Below are 17,857 nucleotides of genomic sequence, written 5' to 3' on the forward strand. Positions count from 1 at the left end.
GCTATTTGAAATCAATACGTGGATCAACCAACACGTAGATAATGTCGCTTAAAATATTTCCGACAAGTAATAATAAAGCAGAAATAAAAGTTAATCCCATAATCACATTGTAATCACGGGCAAGGATTGAACTGTAACCAAGAAGGCCGATACCGTCTAAGTTAAATACTGTTTCGATAATTAATGAACCAGCCAAGAACACACGTAAAAAACCACCTAAACCAGTCGCTACCGGAATAAGAGCATTACGTAAGGCATGTTTATAATAAACTTTTGTATCTGTTAAACCTTTAGCGCGCGCTGTACGGATGTAATCAGACTTGATGATATCTAACATCGAGTTACGCACTAACATTGATAACTCAGTGAAGTTACCGATCATGTAACAAGTTAAAGGTAAAACAAAGTGGTAAGCGCGGTCGCCGATTTTACCTAATGTTGTAAGGCTGTCGTAATCATCAGATTTAATTCCGCCGATAGGGAACCAATCGAAGTAGGATCCACCAGCAAACCAAACGATTAAGAAGATACCTAACACCAGCGGAGGGATGGAGTACGTGACGTACAACAAGAACCCCGAAATCTGGTCAAAGGCAGATCCCGCCTTGATGGCTTTTTTCACCCCGAGAGGAATACAGACCAGATAGGTCAAAAAGAGTGAAGCTAAACCAAAAGATAATGAAACTGGAAATTTTGAAGAGATCACATCGATCACCGGCTCTTGATAAGAAAAGCTATCGCCGAAATCGAACTTAGTAATATTTTTAAGCCAGATGAAGTAACGCTCGTGTAATGGCTTATCGAAGCCATATTGTTTTGCTAAATTATCAAGCATTTCTTGCGATACGCCTGTTGAACGACCACCGTCGCCACCGCCGCCCATACGGATTTTTTGCAACTTTTGCTCGATCGGTCCGCCAGGTGCGGCATTGATAATCAAGAAAGTAATTAAAGTAATACCAATGAAGGTAGGAATAGCTAAAAGAATACGTCTAAGGATGTAAACGAACATACGACCTTATACTGGCCATGCTTTCTGAGCGCAAACGATTTTCAAATTTTTAAGCAAATTTCAGGACAAACCAAGGACATATTTCAGACACAAAAAAACCCAAGGTTGTTAAGCCTTGGGTTTTTGAAATAACTATATAACTTTTAGTTATCGTTAGTGACTACTTAGTAGCCGACCACCATGCACGGAAACCAAAATCGTATTTAAAAGTGTCGCCTGGAGCTTTCACTTTATTCGACATACCGTAGTACTCATATTTACGGTTGAATAAGAATACATAAGGAACGTCATCAGCGATTAAGCCGTAAGCTTTTTTGAAAATCGCAGTACGTTTTTTAGGGTCTAATTCCTGACGACCTTCATCGATTAATTTATCAACTTCAGGATTTGCGTAAGTTCCGTAGTTAGAACCACCTTTTGAAGCTGAAGACGAGTGCCAAATTTGTTTTGGATCACCTTCAACATCGCCGCCGCCCCAGCCCATAGCCCAAAGCTGCATTTGGCGCTCATCAACATTCTTGATGAATGTATTCCACTCTAAAAGTTTTAATTCAATGTCGATACCTGCTTTTTTGCAGTCTTCTTTTACGATCGTCCATTGTTTTTCAGAGTCTTTATTAGCGTAAATGAAAGATAATTTTAACTCAGTTTTTTTACCGTTGATTGTTTTTTCTAAAACACCGTTTTTATCAGCATCAGTCCAACCAGCTTTAGTTAATAATTCTTTAGCTTTAGCAGGGTTAAATTCGATAGCTTTGCGATCCGGAGATTGCGCCGTACCAACTGGAACCGGTGAAGTTGCTAAGTGATTTAAGTTCTCAGCGAATTTTTTGTTCATTTCAGCGCGATTTACTAAGTGAGCAAATGCCAAACGAACGTTTTTGTCAGCTAAGATTGGATCTTTAAAGTTGAAACCGATGTAGCCGTATGATTTAGGCATATCGTTTTTAACTGCTAAAGCTACGAATTTATCAGCAGTGAATTTAGGTTTGAAAGGTTTGCCAGTCGCTTTTAAGTAAGCGTCTGTAGATTTGATTTCAGCGTAGTCGATATCACCTTTTTTAAGGCGCTCAACTAGGATGTTATCGTCTTTAGTGAAACGGAAGTTGATTTGGTCGAAGTTGAACATACCTTTTAAGTGAGGCACATTCCAGCCGTACCATTTATCATTACGTTTAACCACGATCATTTGGCCTTTGTCATACTTTTCTAATTTGTATGGACCAGCACCAACCGCTTCTTTTTGCATTTTAACAGATTTGTTAACATCACCGTAAACAGATTTCGGGATGATCGCCATACCGCAAAGAGAATTCAAGTTTTGGAAGTATTTTTCAGAAGCTGTGAATTTCACAGTGTGTTTATCGATCACATCAACTTTCGAAATTTTTTCGAAGTATGGGATTGAATTTAAAGCCTGGTGCTTTGGTTCGCGGATCGCTTCTAATGAAAACTTAACGTCGTCTGCAGTTACCGGAGAACCGTCATGGAAAACCGCATCTTTTCTTAAGAAGAATGTAAATGTTAAACCGTCTTTACCGATTTCCCATTTTTCAGCTAAACGGCCATCAAAAGCCCATGTATTAAAGTTGTTCGCACACATAGAGTCTTGTACGTAATTGTTGAAGTATTGGTTGTAAACGTCGCCACCCATAATTGGATGTAAGCTTTCTGGCTCAGCATCGAAGTTATAGTTGAACGTTCCTCCTTTTGGAGCAGACGTGTTTAAATTTACCGCTTGGGCAACAGAAGTTAGTTGAATTGTAACTGCTGCAACCGTGATTAATTTTAAAAATTTCATGTGAAAACATTCCCCTTTCAATTCGTTAGCTAGATTAATGCCTTACAATCAGCGTTCAAGGGATAATTTACTTTTTTCAGGATATTGCCGCAGATAGCTAAAATTTTGAAATCACAATGAAATTTTCGTTGCGGAGGCTTATGCCCACAAGCTATCTATCCATAACCAAAAGTGCTAAATTTACTTATATTTTTTTAAACTCTAACGAGGTTTTTATGTCGACAACTGATACTACTCGCAAACCGAAATTCGATGCGACAACAACGATTTCTTCTGAATTCGGGATCTTCGGCATCCCTTTATCTGAACAAGAATGCCAATTAGTTATGCTACCAGTCCCTTGGGAAGTGACAACTTCTTACGGTAAAGGCGCTTCAAACGGCCCACGTATTATCCGCCAAGCTTCTGAGCAAATCGACCTTTTCGACTTCGAAACTAAGACCGCTTACGAAGCTGGTTACTTTATGAAAGAAATTTCTGAAGAAATTAATAACAAATCTAAGAATTTTAAAGAGATTGCTCAAAAAGTTATTCATATGAAAACTGAGCAGTCTGACGATCAAGCAACAATTGATAAATTAACAGCGCAAGTTAACCAAGCGTCTCGTGAATTAACTGACTGGGTTTACACTGAAACTAAAAAAATCTTGAACGCTGGCAAATTATTCGGCCTAGTTGGCGGCGATCACTCAACTCCACTTGGCGCAATCAAAGCCATTGCTGAACAACATAAAGATGGTATCGGCGTATTACATATCGATGCTCACTCTGATACGCGCAAAGCTTACCAAGGTTTTGAACAATCGCACGCTTCTATCATGTATAATGTGATGAACTTACCTGAAGCTTCTCGTCCTAAAAAGTTAGTTCAAGTGGGCATCCGTGATTTCTGTGAAGAAGAATTTGATTTTATCAAATCACGCTCTGATATTAAAACTTTCTTTGATGTTCCAACAAAACAACGTCTTTTAAAAGGCGAAAGCTGGGCTTCAATTGCGGCTGATATCGTGGCCGAACTTCCACAAAAAGTTTATATCTCTTTTGATATTGACGGTTTAGATCCACGTTTCTGCCCGTCTACAGGAACACCTGTAATCGGTGGTTTATCGACTGACGAAGTGTTTTTCTTATTCAGCACTTTAGCTGCTTCTGGAAAACAAATCGTAGGTTTTGACTTAAATGAAGTTTCTACTGGCGAAGAAGAAGAATCAGAGTGGGATGGTAACGTGGGCGCACGTATGCTGTACAAACTTTGCAACTGGTCTGTAGTGACAAATAACAAGAAATAATATGTCGACACTTTCTGCGTATTTCGATACTAGAATTCCTTTAATGCTTGAGCTTGGCTTTCGCGCAGATGGCATTGCTGCACTTAAGAAATACGTAGAATTACTTTGGGCTTCGAATGAAGAACTCAATTTATTCAGCCGCAAAATGACTGTGGAAGAATTAGTGGATAACCATGTTATCGACTGCTTACTCCCGTTAAAACAATTTCCTGCGGGCATTAAGTATGCCGCTGATCTTGGCGCTGGTGGCGGTTTACCGGGTGTTATCTACGCGATTCAATTTCCTGAAACTCGTTACATTTTGTTTGAAAAAAGTATTTTAAAACAAAACTTTTTAAATAAATGTAAAACACTAGCTCCAAACTTAGTCGTAAACGGCGAAATCACGCACGATCTTGAAAAAGTTCAAATCGTAACAGCGCGCGCGTTCAAACCGATCGATGTGATCTTAGACATCACTCGTATTTACTATGGCAAAAAAGGTAAATACTTTTTATTAAAAGGCCGCCAAGAAAAAATCGATGAAGAAGTCAGAGACGCTAAAAAGAAATTCAAAGATTTAAAATTTGAATCAATTCCGTTGAAGTCTCCAGTGATGGAAGTTGAACGTCACTTAGTTCTCATTTAACTGTCTCTTGATAATTGACACACCGACTTCGATTTTTGAGCTGGACCTATAGCTAAATTTCGAAGCCATCTTATTTTCATAAACAATTCCTCATGTACGATAGTTTTTGTTCACAATTAAGTCGCACCTTAGGTGCGCCAATTTACTAACTAAGGAGAATACCCAATGAAAACTATTTTATTTTTCGCTCTAGCCTTCGCAGGAATCACAGCTCAAGCTGATCAATGTGCTTGGAACTCAAAAACAGATGGCACATCAGCAAAACAATTAATCCAAAAAAACACTGAACTTATCGACTGGTGTTTAAACTGTGGCGAAATGCGCGCAGGTCTTATCTACGTAGTAACTGATATCAAAGTAGATAAAGAAACTAACGAAGTTAAAGTTAAAGGCACTTTCAAGCACAGCAAAAAACCTGTAACTCAATTCGTTGACCAAGAAGGCTGGCACTCAATTGATTTAGCTTACACTTATGTAAGAACAGCTTCTGATATCTTCGCTAACTTATCTCACTTAGTAGGTTGTCCTTCTGAAGGTTCATACTCTTTCATCCAAACTAAAGGTAACTCAAAACAACCTCACTATTACGATGCCCAAGGTGTTCGCCAAGGTTTTACAAAACAAGCAATGCCTGATGAAGGCCAAGACTACGGTACTTGGTACAAAGAAAACGGCCGTAAACCAGCCAACACTAAAAAGAAATAATTTTTGAACTGACAAAGCCAAATAAAAAACCCGCTCTTTTGAAGCGGGTTTTTTATTTTTAAATCAATTTTAAGTGTAGCGAAAAAGGCCTGGCACCTAGCGAGCGTAACGTTTATCAACTGATTCGCGGATCTCTGCACCTTCGATGCTTAAACGAGTCCAAGGAATCGCTTTAAGTCTTTCAGTTTCGATGATCTCTTCAGTCTCTTCGCAGAAGCCGTAAGAACCATTTTCGATTCTTCCTAAAGCGCTTTCAATCTCTAATAATTGTGAACGTAAACGGTCTGTTTGAGTCATCACTTCTTGTTCAGCAAGGATTCTCATAGTTTGGTCAGCTTCATCACCACCGCGCTCAAATTGGTCTAATTTGCCACGAGCTTCTTTAACACGGTTTAATAAGTCAGTTTTTGTATTTAATAGTTTTTCACGACATTCAGCGATTAAGGCCTCGCTAAGTTTTGGAGCCTGGAATTCTACTTTAGGTGCTGCTGCTGCTGGTTTTAGATCAGTTACTCTAGTCGCAGTAGCTTTTGCTTTTGTCGCTTTCGGTTCAACCGTTGCCTTTGCCATGGTACCCTCCTTGTTTCGCCCAAACTCTTTAAATTCGTTATCATAAAGAATTTAGAGCCCAGTCTTATCGGCATCTTCGCCAATTTACTTAAGTTCCAAAATGGAACTGCACACATATAAATAGAATTTTGTAATTTATGCAACGAAAATCTTACAGAAAATGAAATACTGTAAGATATTGATATTATTAAATAATTTGCTGTCTATTGGTCTAGTTGCTTAGCGTTATTTCGATCAAATTGCATAAAAATGTTCTGAAATGACACGAAATACAGATCATTTAAGGCAATTTTCTACGTTTTTAATGATCAGGTCGGTTTGCTCGGCCAGCTTTTCAGCCAACTCTTGGCCTTTTTCACCGCGTTTACGAAGACTACTTGAAGCCGTAAGCATACTGTTTGACACCGTCTTATGGGCTCTGCCCGACGACTCCTTAAGCGCATCTGCATAGGATTCCATGCTATCTGCCATCATCTCATGGTTCTTAATCAAACTGTCCTGCACAGATAACTGAGCGGCTTTCATCTGACGTAATTGAGATACGGCTTGCGAACAATCGTTAGCTGAAGCAAACAAAGGGCTGATTAATAGTAAAAATGCGATGGTTTTCATAACCATCTAAGCTTTGCAAAGTAGTGTCCAAACTCTACAGCTCCTAGATGGTTTATATGCACTCTGATGACGTTTTTGAGGTTAGCCTTTAATAAAATTTTCAAACTCGTCGCGAGTTTGACCACTTAAATACGGAAGCAACATACGCATAATATGACGACGGGCTTTTTCAAAAGCTTTCGTACTTGGCACATCACCGCGATCTGAAGTTTCGAAAAATTGCATAAAGCTATTTGAAGATACGAACAATAACTCTCCGATGTATTCCATTTCGTATTTTGATTTCATCGGCGTCATGTAACCGGCTTTTACCCAGTGTTTGTACATGATGATCATCAGTAATCCTAATTTTTTCATGTGCTGCTTCCACAGTTTTGATAACTCAGGATCTTTTTTTCTTAATGTGAAAGTCTCGCGATGAAAAAATCTGTATTTCCAATAAAGCGTAAGATTTCTTTCGATAAATTGCTGCAACTGAATTTGTTGATTTTTCTTTGCCAGCTTAGTTTGCGGCTTCCACACTTCAACTGTTTCTGCAGATAATTTTTTAAAAATTTCTCTGATAATCTGCTCTTTGTTTTTATAGTGAAAATATAGATTTCCAGGACTCATTTTTAGTTCTTTAGCGATGTCATTCGTTGTGACATCAGTTGCTCCGTCTGTATTAAACAGTCCTAAAGCCCCTACTAAAATTCTCTCTTTGGTCTTCATATATTCGTCCTCATATTTATTTTGGAAATATCTAAATCATTATGTTAAGATTATCAGTATGATTCAAGGAAGAAGTCTAATTACCAAATGGATTTTGGTACCAACAACAATAATCGCTATTTCCGCTGTGCTCTATTTCAGAGATAACTCTTCGAATGCAGACGGAACTCATGAAAAAACAACTGCCCTGGGAACCACGTCAGAAGCTAGAAAGAAGTTAGCTGATGCCCTTGGACGCTCATTGTGGAACAACCAATTACCAACTAAAGTAGAGGTTGCAGACAAAGGTCTAGTTAATGTGAAGTACACGCTAGATAAAGACTTACAAGAGCAGTCACAAAAATTATTACTTCGTTACAAACCTGATTACGGTGCCATTGTTATGATGAATGCTGAAACAGGAAAAATTTTAGCGTTATCAAGTTACGTCAAAGGCCAACCAAAAGCAGAAAACTTAACTTTACGCGCAACGTTTCCTGCGGCTTCTATTTTTAAAATTATCACAGCGGCTACAGCGGTGGATCGTAAAGGTGTTGAACCCCAAGATAAAATCGCTTTTAACGGTGGTAACTACACGCTTTACAAAAAAAATGTTCTTTCTGAAAAAGTAAATCGTTGGACACGTTTTATTTCTTTAAAAGATGCTTTTGCTCGTTCAATCAATACAGCGTTCGGTCGTTTAACCTTAGAGACTTTAGATCCGAAAGACTTAGACGAATATTCAAGACGTTTTATGTTTAACAAATATATTCCGGCTGATTTTCAGTTAGAACAAAGCCAAGCTTTAGTACCTGAAGAAAAAGGTTACGAAATGGCGCAGGTGGCTTCGGGTTACAATCGCTTCAACACCATGAGCCCGGTTCACGGAGCGATGATTGCGGCATCAATTATTAACGATGGTAAAATCGTAGCTCCTTACTTAGTTGAAGAATTATCCTCTGACGAACACGAATCAATTTACAAAGGCGAAACTTACGAGATCGGCCAAGCGATCACTGCTGAATCAGCGTCTAAAGTTCGTGAATTGATGGAGCAAACTGTTTTAACAGGAACAGGTCGTAAAACTTTTCGCAAACTTGTGCGCGATAAAAAATACCGTGAAGTTGAAATGGGTGGAAAAACCGGTCACTTCTCGGGAACAAACCCAAAAGGCACGAACGATTGGTTCGTAGGTTATGCTTCTGATGGCGAAAATAAAGTCGCTATCGCAGCGATCACAGTGAATGTGCAAAAGTGGACTGTGAAATCTTCAGCGTTAGCAGAAATGATGTTTCGCGAACATTTCCGCCCTGGCCCAAGTTTAAAACCTGAGACTAAAAACTCAGGTCGACCATCACGGGGCAATGGTCAGAGCCTTGTTGCTCGAAAAGAATCTGACAAGTTTTAAGATTTTTAACTAGGTTTGGCGTAACGCAGATATAGTCGATACGCCAACCGTTGTTTTTCTTTCTCGCTTCATCTTTATACGACCACCATGAATAAACATTTTTAGCTTCTGGATAAAAATGTCTAAAACAGTCTACAAATCCCATTTTTAAAAATTCAGTAAACCATTGGCGTTCTTCAGGTAAGAAGCCTGATTCTGTCGATAAAGCTTTTGGTGCGTACACATCAGTCTCTAAGTGCGCGATGTTGTAATCACCTACTAATACGATGTCGCGGCCTCTTTTAATTTCGAAAGATAAATGTAACGCTAGATCTTTTAAGAAACTTTGTTTGAAGTTGTGACGTTCGCCACCTGATCCACCGTTTGGAAAATAAATATTATATAAATCAAAATACTGGTGCTGTGTCCAAACGATGCGGCCTTCGTTATCGTAAGGTGGCTTATCAATTCCCTTGATCACATTGATTGGGTTTTGATTCAAAAACGTGGCAACACCTGAATAACCTTTACGTTCAGCTGATGACCAGTAAGAGTTTTTATAACCTAAGGTGCGGATTTCAGGCTCAACTTGGTCGATATGGGCTTTTGTTTCCTGCAAGCAAAGAATATCTGGTTTATATTTTTCAATAAAATCCGGTAGCGTCTTTTCATAACATGCACGCACGCCATTAACATTCCAGGTCACAATTCTTTGTTCCATAGACAATTAAGTATCGTATTTGCGCAATTTGTGGCAACAATATTTCAGATGAGCGTTAAAGATAACTTTATTCAGCATTTACAAGCGCAGTTTCCAGGTATTTCGCAAGAAACCATGATTAACACAATTTCAGATCAGCTAATCTGCCCGCACCGTATCACGCTGTCTAAAAACACTTTAACAAAGCTACAATCAGAGATTAAGCAGTTATACGCACTCCGCTCTTGGTCTGAAAAGAATTTAAGCGCACAGTATGAAACAACGGGTTTACCAAAGCCTGCAAATTACAGTGTCTGCACAAGTTTTGATTTTCATTTAGTGAATGGCGACCAACCGAAGTTAATCGAGATTAACACGAACGCAGCCTTCTTAGCCTTAGGCTTAACACTTTACGACTTCTGGAAAATTCAACCAGCCACAAACTTCACTTGGCAAAAACTTGTGGAAATGTTTCGTGAAGAAGCAAAGCTTGTGGGTCAGAAAGAAATAAATCTTGCGATCATGGATGAAAAACCATCTGAACAAAGATTATTTATTGAATTCTTAGTTTACCAAGAAGCGTTTAAGAAAAATAATATTCCATGTTCGATCATTGATGTGCACCAAGCCGCTGATTTAAAACCTGGAACATTGATTTATAACCGCTACACAGACTTCTACTTAAAAGAACCGCAGTCAGCGCAATTAAAAGCTTTGTACACTGAAGGTAAATTACATTTATCTCCAACGCCTTATGAGTATTTCATGTTAGGCGACAAACAAAGATTATCTGACTGGCAAAAACAAAATGAACTTCCGGTTCCTGAAAGTTTATTAAAGATTTACGATTTAGCTGAAGCTGACCGCGAACAAGTGTGGAACGAAAGAAAAAAACTTTTCTTTAAACCCAAAGCTTCGTTTGGCAGTAAGCAAGCTTACAATGGCGCAAGCATGTCACGTAAAGTTTTTGACGAAGCTTTCGCCCAAGGCTTTGTGGCGCAAGAGTACGCTCCACCACCTGAGGTTGATGTTTTACAAGATGGGCAAAATCTTCGTTTGAAGTACGATCTGCGTTGTTACGCGTACAAGGATGAATTGCAGCTTGTGATTGCGCGCTTGTATCAGGGGCAGACGACCAATTTGAAAACTATTGGTGGCGGCTTTGCGATTGTGGATTTTGTTTAGCTAATCTTTTCTTTCAGGGCAAAATTGAGTTGGCTCGTAAGTTACACTGACTACTACAGAAGAAATAGTGATAGATTGCGGTAATACTTTAAGAACACAAACAGCTTTTTTAGCAGCCTCAATTGCTTTCTCTAAATTGTCAGTAAAAAAACTCATACTTACTTGTTTCGTTTTTCCATCTGCTCCTAAAACTAAATAGGTCATTTCACCAGTTTTTGTTTCAGCAACAGCAATACTGGGATTTGGGATGTGCGATGGAAGTTTCATCTTAGCTTCTTTCGCAAAACTATTTATTTGAATAAGAAGAATTATTGCAATAACTGTGGCCTTCATTAACACTCCCTTGTTTTTAGAAGGCTATACAACTAACTGCATACTAACAAATATATTTTTATTTAAATGAGTAGAGTCTAGTTCGTCAGTAATAAATAATCGTTAATAACCTGATACGACTCATTCAACGACGGCTGTAAAACCGCCTGAATCGTCGGAATAGTTCCAAGCTCTTGTAAATACAATGCTTGCTCTGTCACAACGTATTTCTGCCATTCGAAGCGCGTTGGAAAGTGCGCTAGGTTTGGATACACCAAGTGTTTAATCGAATACTTATTAAAGCTATCAATCTTTCTACCACCTGGCCCTGCTAAATCAGCTTTTGCTAAACCGTTAAATAATCCAAGCGCACTGGCTGTTTGTGCATCGAACGGATCATATAACTGTGGTTGTAAGATATTGTGTTGCTCGATGTAGATAAGCTTTTTATTTGCGTCTAAGTAGCGACCACTTTCCATGTCGTTCCAAACGAATAAGAATTTTTCGTAATGTGAAGCGCGCATAGGTTCGTCTTGCATTAGCTTTTTATTTAACGATACGATTTCTTGGTAACCGCAAGCTGTGTACGCTAAGTGCTGCCAGTAAATATCCGAATACACTTTCCAGTTACCATCAGCTGTTAAGCTTTTGATTCTGTCGATATTTGATAATAAAAGTAATGGAATTAACGGCACATCTTTATGAAGTGATTCTAATCTTCTAAAAATTTTACGCTGGCGTGAACCTAATGGGTACTGATCAGCTAAACCTGCCTGCAGCGCGTGACCCACAGTCACTGACGCTTGCGAACCCGCCGCGATCCAAATGTATTTTACCGTTGGCGTTTTAGTGTTTTGTAATTTTAAAGAGTGCGTGAATAAACGATTGTAGGCAGCGCTGATCAATAAGTTTCTGATCACCATCACTTCGTCTTGATTTAAATCTGGAATTTTATTTTGCAATGGTTTTACCGAAATCATTTTTTGCGCGATGGCTTGCCATGTGTACGGGTTATGACTTGCGCAATGTTGTTTCATGCCTTCGGTATCAAGTTCCCAGTACTGGTTTAACTTTCCGTCGAAATGTAAATAGTTAGCAAAGCCTACGCTTGAAAAAGAAACGAAAAATAATAGTAAAAATAGACGGATTTTCATAATGGGCTACTCTCTCATAAAAGAGGGCCAATATGTAAATTTTTGGGCCTTGATGCAAGAGTTACCAGCGCGTCTAAATTATTGACGGCCAACGCTTAAAAACCGTCTTTCAGGTTAAATATTTACTGCAAATAACACCTATAAAAGCCTGGTTGCATTTCATGTCGTTTGCTCTGGCCTTTGCCTTGCTCCTTCCCTAGAAAGACTATCATGAGGTGTATATGGGTTCTGCAATTAAGTCTGTGTTTACATTTGTTTGTGGGCTTGTTTTGGTCGCATCAACAGCGAAGGCGGCCGAGCCTATTCTTGGTGGAATCTTTCCTGAAACTAAAGTACCCATTCAACTTTTTGCTGAGGATAGCGTTATTAACTTAGAGCTGGTGGCTGATTTTAATAAGTTTTTAAAACTACCTGAGAAAGACACGATAACCAAAGTTCCTGCTAAATTAATTTATTTCAAAGATGGTACTCCTCAAGAAATCAACGTGAATCTAAGTACACGTGGAGAATCAAAACAAATGTTTTGCCAAGGGTTTCGCCCCATCAGAATTTATTTTAACACTCAACAAAATGATTTATCGCTAACTCCGTTTCAAGGAATTTCTGATGATCTTAAGGTCGCCACTCATTGCCAAGGCACAGGTCTTATTAAAGACACTGATGATAATGTGCAAAGAAATTTGCGCGAACAAACTGCTTATAAGATGCTTGAAGCTCTTGGTTTTATGACTTTAAAAACCCGCACGGCGCGTATTACATATAAAAATCTTGATGGAACTGTGGTTGCAGAAGCCTTGGCTTTTTTACTTGAGCCTAAAAGTAATATGGCTAAACGCTATGGCTTAAAACATATTAGAAAAGTGAAAGCTGATATTATCTATGCTCCCGAACCAGAGAATAAAATTCCGTTTTTATTATCGACCCGCTTTCTTATGCATACCGATGTCGACCATGGTGGCGAGCACAATACAATTCTTCTTATTCGCGAAGGAGAATCCAAAGCTGTAACAATGGTGCCCTATGATTTTGATCTGACGGGAATGGTGATCAATTCTCAGTATTTAGGTTCTGCCCATGCGTACAAATCATGGACTTTGCAAAACTGGGGCGATGATGGCGAATGGTTTAAAAAATGGACAGGTGGCGAATTTACAAGTGATGCTTATCGTAACCAAGCTTACGCTACAGCCATTTATGCCTTAACCCACAAAGAAGCCGTGCAAAAAGTGATTGATAGCAGCCCCGTTCTTGATAAGAGCCTTATGCAAGAGCGAGTGAATGCCTTCTTCTCAGGGATTGAACGGGCCATTAACGAAAAATAATTCTTACTTATAATTCGGGTTTTTAAACGCTTTAATACAGTCTCTTACGCTGCCTTTGGTTAACGAAGTGTCTTCTTCTAATTTCCAAGGTTCTTTCGTCCAACGGGGACTGTGCTTGTATAAAAAGTAATTTACCGCAGTCGTAGGCTTTGATTTATCAGCTAGTGCATCCGAAGCTTCGTTTAAGGCTGAAGTCCAAAGCTTAGAATCATTCGGGCATAAGAAATCTTTGTAATTTGATTCAGGATAAATATTTAAGCTAGAAGCAAACTGATCGCGCTGAAACACCACAGCCTTTACGTCACCTTTTTTGATTTTCACACGATTTGAAATCACTTTAGTAATCACCGGCACAATCGCAGAATTTAATTTTTCACACTTAGTCGCTTTGGTCTCAGCGTAAATTAGGCGCGCCATTAATTCTTCATCAGAATCACTGACGAAAGCTTTTTTGTAACTATCGTATTTACTATCGTTCTTAGCATTGAGCTTAATTTTATTGTTAATCACTTCAAGTTCGCGAAACTCACTCACACAGTGAGGTAGTCTATCGCTGTCAGTGGTTTCAGCCAACGCGGCAACAGAAATAAAGAATGAACAACCAACAGCGAAAATTCGTTTCATGAACTTAGGCTATCAATTTAATGTTCTATTCGGAAGAGCTAAAATATTAAAACCCGCCATAGTCTCTTTGCTTAGCATAACTCGACTAATATAGCTGGTTAAAGCTTCTTTCTTTACACCCATATAGTTGTCGCTACCATCGCGGCCTGCGCCATTACTTGCATGCACCATGTATAAAACGCCGTCTTCACGAATGAAAAAACCTTGGTGTGATACATCCATACGTGTTCCGGCAGCTTTGACTAAATCCCAATTCGGGCGAACAAGGCTAAAAATACTTCCGGATGGAATGCGGTCTACTAACGCCGGGTTATTGATTAAATCTTCTTTACTTAAATACGGTAATTGCGCCAACACTTGTGGAATACCAGCACCAAGCTCTGCATACTCTTCACCTTTTTTAGCGTACCAGCCGGCTTTATCAATCCACGTTTGTGACCAGCGTGTGTACTGGCCGCCTACCGCCATAGTAATATCTTTTACAAAACCATAAGCTTGGTTATTCGGAATCCAATCAACACTTGTGAAGTGATTTCTCATCACATAATTCACAGATCCATTTTTATAACGAATTTGATTTATACGGGCTTTAAATTCTGCAGGGCTTGATGAAAACGATAACGCCATCACCGTTTCAACAAATGTCGTACAATCAAAACCATCAAAGCGGTAAAGCGGAGCTTGAGAAATATCACCTTGCGGGCCTTCGCCCAACGGCTCAACCACGTAAGGTGTTTTATTATTTAAAAATGTATAGGCGTAATGAATCGCACGCTCGCGCACCGACAGCTTTTTGACTGAAGGAATTGTAAGTAATGACTCTAGCGTTGGAGCTTGTGCCGCCTGGGCAAGGGCCATTTGTGTGGTTGCTAAAACCGCGAAACTCACGACGGCGATATAACGGATAAAAGACTTCACCTTAAGCTCCTTTGCTCGAGGTAAAACCATAGCAAAAGTAAGCTCAAAATAAGGCGCAAATTAAAGGGATTTTAGGTGTTTAGGCTGTATAGGCTTTTGACAACGGCCGGATAAGCGCTTGGTCGTTCACTTATTCCGGAGCGGTTTCATTGCTGTTGTACTGTAAAGCCACGAATGACATAAGCTCTGTGCAAGACAGATTATCAATCGCTTTAGAGATCACAACATCAGTTAAACTTAAGCTATTTTGTTTCGTGCAAGTTTGTAGTGGTAACACTAAATTTTTATGCGAAGAAACTAAATTCACCGGCTTAATTGGATTGATGTAGTTGTTCTCTTCACTGGCATCACTAGTAACCGCTTCTGGTAATTCGATATCAGGAGTGACTCCGTAAAACTGTGTCGAACGGCCACTTGGCAATAAGTAGAAACCTTTAGTTCTGAAATAACCGATTTTTTCAGACTTCTCCCAAGATTCGATTTCTTGAAATGTACCTTTACCAAAAGTTTTTGCACCGATCACGATACCACGACGGTATTCTTGAATCGCGCCTGCAAATAACTCAGCCGCACTGGCTGAATTGGTATTCACTAACACCGCTAAAGCACCAGAATAAATTCGTTCAGCACTTGTTAACACCACTTCGTTAGATTTTGATAAATCAAAGTATTGAACTGAATAAATTGTTTTATCTTGGCCGATAAATAAACCCGTTAAACAAGCCGCTTCTGATAAACGACCACCTGGATTATCACGTAAATCTAAAACTAAACCTGAAATGTTTTTATCAGCCATGCCTAAGATGGCATCGCGAACTTCGTTACATGTGTTCGTTGAAAATTTAGAAATCGTAATCACACCAAAATTACGAGCGCCTGTTACCACTTCAGAGTAAACTTGGCTTAAAACACGGTAACTACGCTGAATGTTTTTAACTAACGTTGCGCCATCACGTTTAATGATAAAATTAAAAATACGAATGTTACGGTCTCTTAACATTTGGCTTGCATCAGCTAAGCTTAATGAATCAGCTTTTTGTCCGTTTAATGAACTAACAACATCGCCAACTTCTAAACCACCTTGAAAGGCGTCTGAATTACGAACTACTTTTTTAATACGCAATTGACCGTAGTTATCTTTTTCAAAACTAAGACCTACGAAAAACGGTGAACGTTCAGACGTAGAACTGACCTGATCAAAGTACCCCATCGGTAAAATGTAAGTGTGCGGATCTTTGCTAACAGATAAGTAGCCGTTAATACCTTGAGCTAATAAATAGCGCGCAGGAATTTTATTGTCAGCTTTCTTTAAGATTAAATCCCACAGTTTATCGAATGAAAAACTTGTGTTGATGTGCTCTTTATAGATTTTTGAAAACGGCTGTAACGTTTCTTTTTCTTTAAAATTATCTAAGCTTGTTGTTTCAGCGTGAGCAGGCCAGATTTCACCCGTTAAACCTAAACGCTCAGACGTTAAAGCTAAGGCATTATTCACAGAATTTACGCAGGCTAAAAAGTATTTTTCAGATAAATGACATGTTTTATCGTTAACGAGTTTACGCAATTCTGATTCGTCCAAACCAGATTTTGCCCAGTATTCTTCGACTTTGCTGATTTCTAATTTTGATTGAGTTTGAGCAGCCTGTAGCCCCGCAGAGATCCCCCCGACCCCTGCCAGCACGAACCCCATCAAAAACCCCATGGCTATCGTAAATACTATTCCCCACGAACGCATAATCAAAACACCCCAGTTACATTCCCCGAATCGGTTCTACCAGAACCTTCCCAGTGACAAAATAGAGCAACCTTAAGGCCACAATTTTCCCCTCTCAAAACCAATTAAATGGCTATCTGCCCCGGCATCAGGAAAGTTTTTCAAATGTGATCAAAACAACAACAGGGTTTTGAGAGTAAAAAACCTTGCGAATGTGAAGTGTCATGCCAGATACTCTACCTTGCTGAAAGCGAGTATTTTACCGATGATTATCGTTACCGGAGCCAATGGATTTATTGGAAGCGCAATGGTTTGGCAGCTCAATCAAATGGGCCATACAAACATTATTGCTACAGACACAGTCGACTTAACTAAACGTAACCTGTTACAAAAAAGACAGTTTGCCGAATTCTTTCAAGCCAATGAACTTTGGAGCTTCTTAGCAACTCCAGACGCTCAGAAAAAAGTGACTTGGATTATTCACATGGGCGCTTGCTCTTCTACAACAGAAAAAGACTGGGAATATCTTTACGAAAATAATTTCTTATATTCACAACGTCTATTTGACTGGTGTTCACGTTACAAAAAAAACATGATCTACGCTTCGTCGGCAGCTACTTACGGTGCCGGAGAAAATGGCTTTGAAGACACGTTTGATTCTGAAAAATTAAAACCGTTAAACCTTTACGGCGAATCTAAAGTGATTATGGATCGCTGGGCTTTAAAACAAAAAGCCACTCCTGAAAACTGGTACGGTTTAAAATTCTTTAACGTGTTTGGTCCGAACGAATATGAAAAAGGTTCGATGGCATCCGTTGCTTTTAAATCTTATCATCACCTTCAAAAACATGATTCTTTAGGTTTATTTAAATCTTATAACGCCAACTACATGGATGGCCGCCAAGTGCGCGATTTCGTGTACGTAAAAGACGTTGTTCGTTGGATGGCCGAAATCATGGAGAAAAAACCAGCCAGTGGCATTTATAACATGGGTTACGGTGAAACTCGTTCTTGGTTAGACATGGCCGAAGCTTTATTTAAAGCTTTAGGTAAAGAGCAGAAAATCAAATGGCTTGATATGCCTGAAGATATTAAAAACCAATACCAATATTACACTTTAGCTAACATGACGAAGTGGAAACAAGCTGGTATGTCTGAACCGCAATGGCCACTTGAAAAAGCTATCGAAGATTACGTTAAAAATTATCTGACTCAAAAAGACGCTTGGTTATAA

Annotated in this window: 18 protein-coding genes; 7 read left to right on the plus strand and 11 right to left on the minus strand. The window is 39.1% G+C overall.

All coding sequences use genetic code 11. The features are described from left to right. Position 1: 1 nt before the first annotated feature. Entirely contained in the window at positions 2 to 1,012 is a 1,011-nt protein-coding gene (locus ACKWCF_RS14680; protein WP_409478356.1) for an ABC transporter permease subunit, read from the minus strand. 160 nt (positions 1,013 to 1,172) lie between these two features. Further along, positions 1,173 to 2,813: an ABC transporter substrate-binding protein gene (locus tag ACKWCF_RS14685; RefSeq protein WP_409478357.1), complete on the minus strand. Its 1,641-nt coding sequence runs from the start codon at positions 2,811 to 2,813 to the stop codon at positions 1,173 to 1,175. A 215-nt stretch (positions 2,814 to 3,028) separates the two neighbouring features. On the opposite strand from ACKWCF_RS14685, the gene ACKWCF_RS14690 reads away from it, so the two are divergent. The 3 genes from ACKWCF_RS14690 (at position 3,029) to ACKWCF_RS14700 (ending at position 5,435) form a co-directional block, all read left to right on the plus strand. Beyond that, positions 3,029 to 4,102 (plus strand): agmatinase family protein, encoded by a 1,074-nt coding sequence (locus ACKWCF_RS14690; protein WP_409478358.1) that lies wholly within the window; start codon positions 3,029 to 3,031, stop codon positions 4,100 to 4,102. Between the two features lies 1 nt (position 4,103). After that, positions 4,104 to 4,730 carry a 16S rRNA (guanine(527)-N(7))-methyltransferase RsmG gene (locus tag ACKWCF_RS14695; RefSeq protein ID WP_409478359.1) on the plus strand — a complete coding sequence of 209 codons (627 nt, stop codon included), beginning with the start codon at positions 4,104 to 4,106 and terminating at the stop codon, positions 4,728 to 4,730. A gap of 165 nt (positions 4,731 to 4,895) precedes the next feature. Next, positions 4,896 to 5,435 (plus strand): hypothetical protein, encoded by a 540-nt coding sequence (locus ACKWCF_RS14700; protein ID WP_409478360.1) that lies wholly within the window; start codon positions 4,896 to 4,898, stop codon positions 5,433 to 5,435. A gap of 96 nt (positions 5,436 to 5,531) precedes the next feature. Here ACKWCF_RS14700 and ACKWCF_RS14705 read toward each other — a convergent pair whose 3' ends face one another. From ACKWCF_RS14705 to ACKWCF_RS14715, 3 genes are all read right to left on the minus strand, one after another. Next, complete coding sequence (locus ACKWCF_RS14705; protein WP_409478361.1) at positions 5,532 to 6,005, minus strand: TraR/DksA family transcriptional regulator; 474 nt, start codon at positions 6,003 to 6,005, stop codon at positions 5,532 to 5,534. 276 nt (positions 6,006 to 6,281) lie between these two features. Next, complete coding sequence (locus ACKWCF_RS14710) at positions 6,282 to 6,617, minus strand: hypothetical protein (protein WP_409478362.1); 336 nt, start codon at positions 6,615 to 6,617, stop codon at positions 6,282 to 6,284. An 81-nt stretch (positions 6,618 to 6,698) separates the two neighbouring features. After that, positions 6,699 to 7,328 (minus strand): TetR/AcrR family transcriptional regulator, encoded by a 630-nt coding sequence (locus ACKWCF_RS14715; protein ID WP_409478363.1) that lies wholly within the window; start codon positions 7,326 to 7,328, stop codon positions 6,699 to 6,701. Positions 7,329 to 7,386: 58 nt separating this feature from the next. On the opposite strand from ACKWCF_RS14715, the gene ACKWCF_RS14720 reads away from it, so the two are divergent. Further along, positions 7,387 to 8,715: a penicillin-binding transpeptidase domain-containing protein gene (locus ACKWCF_RS14720; protein WP_409478364.1), complete on the plus strand. Its 1,329-nt coding sequence runs from the start codon at positions 7,387 to 7,389 to the stop codon at positions 8,713 to 8,715. Here ACKWCF_RS14720 and ACKWCF_RS14725 read toward each other — a convergent pair. Further along, on the minus strand, positions 8,642 to 9,415 hold the full coding sequence (locus ACKWCF_RS14725; protein ID WP_409478365.1) for an exodeoxyribonuclease III: 774 nt from the start codon (positions 9,413 to 9,415) through the stop codon (positions 8,642 to 8,644). The genes ACKWCF_RS14720 and ACKWCF_RS14725 overlap by 74 nt on opposite strands. Before the next feature lie 48 nt (positions 9,416 to 9,463). On the opposite strand from ACKWCF_RS14725, the gene ACKWCF_RS14730 reads away from it, so the two are divergent. Next, the gene (locus tag ACKWCF_RS14730) at positions 9,464 to 10,579 is read left to right on the plus strand and encodes a hypothetical protein (protein ID WP_409478366.1); all 1,116 of its coding nucleotides are present in this window, start codon (positions 9,464 to 9,466) and stop codon (positions 10,577 to 10,579) included. Here ACKWCF_RS14730 and ACKWCF_RS14735 read toward each other — a convergent pair whose 3' ends face one another. Both ACKWCF_RS14735 and ACKWCF_RS14740 read right to left on the minus strand, forming a co-directional pair. Then, on the minus strand, positions 10,580 to 10,912 hold the full coding sequence (locus ACKWCF_RS14735; RefSeq protein ID WP_409478367.1) for a hypothetical protein: 333 nt from the start codon (positions 10,910 to 10,912) through the stop codon (positions 10,580 to 10,582). A 77-nt stretch (positions 10,913 to 10,989) separates the two neighbouring features. Then, positions 10,990 to 12,045 carry a DUF2515 family protein gene (locus ACKWCF_RS14740; protein WP_409478368.1) on the minus strand — a complete coding sequence of 352 codons (1,056 nt, stop codon included), beginning with the start codon at positions 12,043 to 12,045 and terminating at the stop codon, positions 10,990 to 10,992. A gap of 221 nt (positions 12,046 to 12,266) precedes the next feature. On the opposite strand from ACKWCF_RS14740, the gene ACKWCF_RS14745 reads away from it, so the two are divergent. Then, positions 12,267 to 13,367 carry a hypothetical protein gene (locus ACKWCF_RS14745; protein WP_409478369.1) on the plus strand — a complete coding sequence of 367 codons (1,101 nt, stop codon included), beginning with the start codon at positions 12,267 to 12,269 and terminating at the stop codon, positions 13,365 to 13,367. 3 nt (positions 13,368 to 13,370) lie between these two features. Here the strand turns inward: ACKWCF_RS14745 and ACKWCF_RS14750 are convergent, their stop codons facing one another. The 3 genes from ACKWCF_RS14750 to ACKWCF_RS14760 all read right to left on the minus strand — a co-directional run bounded on the left by ACKWCF_RS14750 (position 13,371) and on the right by ACKWCF_RS14760 (position 16,599). Further along, entirely contained in the window at positions 13,371 to 13,991 is a 621-nt protein-coding gene (locus tag ACKWCF_RS14750) for a hypothetical protein (RefSeq protein WP_409478370.1), read from the minus strand. 12 nt (positions 13,992 to 14,003) lie between these two features. Further along, positions 14,004 to 14,909, minus strand: coding sequence for an N-acetylmuramoyl-L-alanine amidase-like domain-containing protein (locus ACKWCF_RS14755; protein WP_409478371.1), 906 nt, complete (start codon positions 14,907 to 14,909; stop codon positions 14,004 to 14,006). 130 nt (positions 14,910 to 15,039) lie between these two features. Continuing rightward, complete coding sequence (locus ACKWCF_RS14760; RefSeq protein WP_409478372.1) at positions 15,040 to 16,599, minus strand: S41 family peptidase; 1,560 nt, start codon at positions 16,597 to 16,599, stop codon at positions 15,040 to 15,042. Positions 16,600 to 16,888: 289 nt separating this feature from the next. On the opposite strand from ACKWCF_RS14760, the gene rfaD reads away from it, so the two are divergent. Then, complete coding sequence (gene rfaD, locus ACKWCF_RS14765) at positions 16,889 to 17,857, plus strand: ADP-glyceromanno-heptose 6-epimerase (protein ID WP_409478373.1); 969 nt, start codon at positions 16,889 to 16,891, stop codon at positions 17,855 to 17,857.

Origin of the sequence: Pseudobdellovibrio sp. HCB154 (assembly GCF_046267985.1) — a bacterium.
Lineage (GTDB): Bacteria > Bdellovibrionota > Bdellovibrionia > Bdellovibrionales > Bdellovibrionaceae > Pseudobdellovibrio.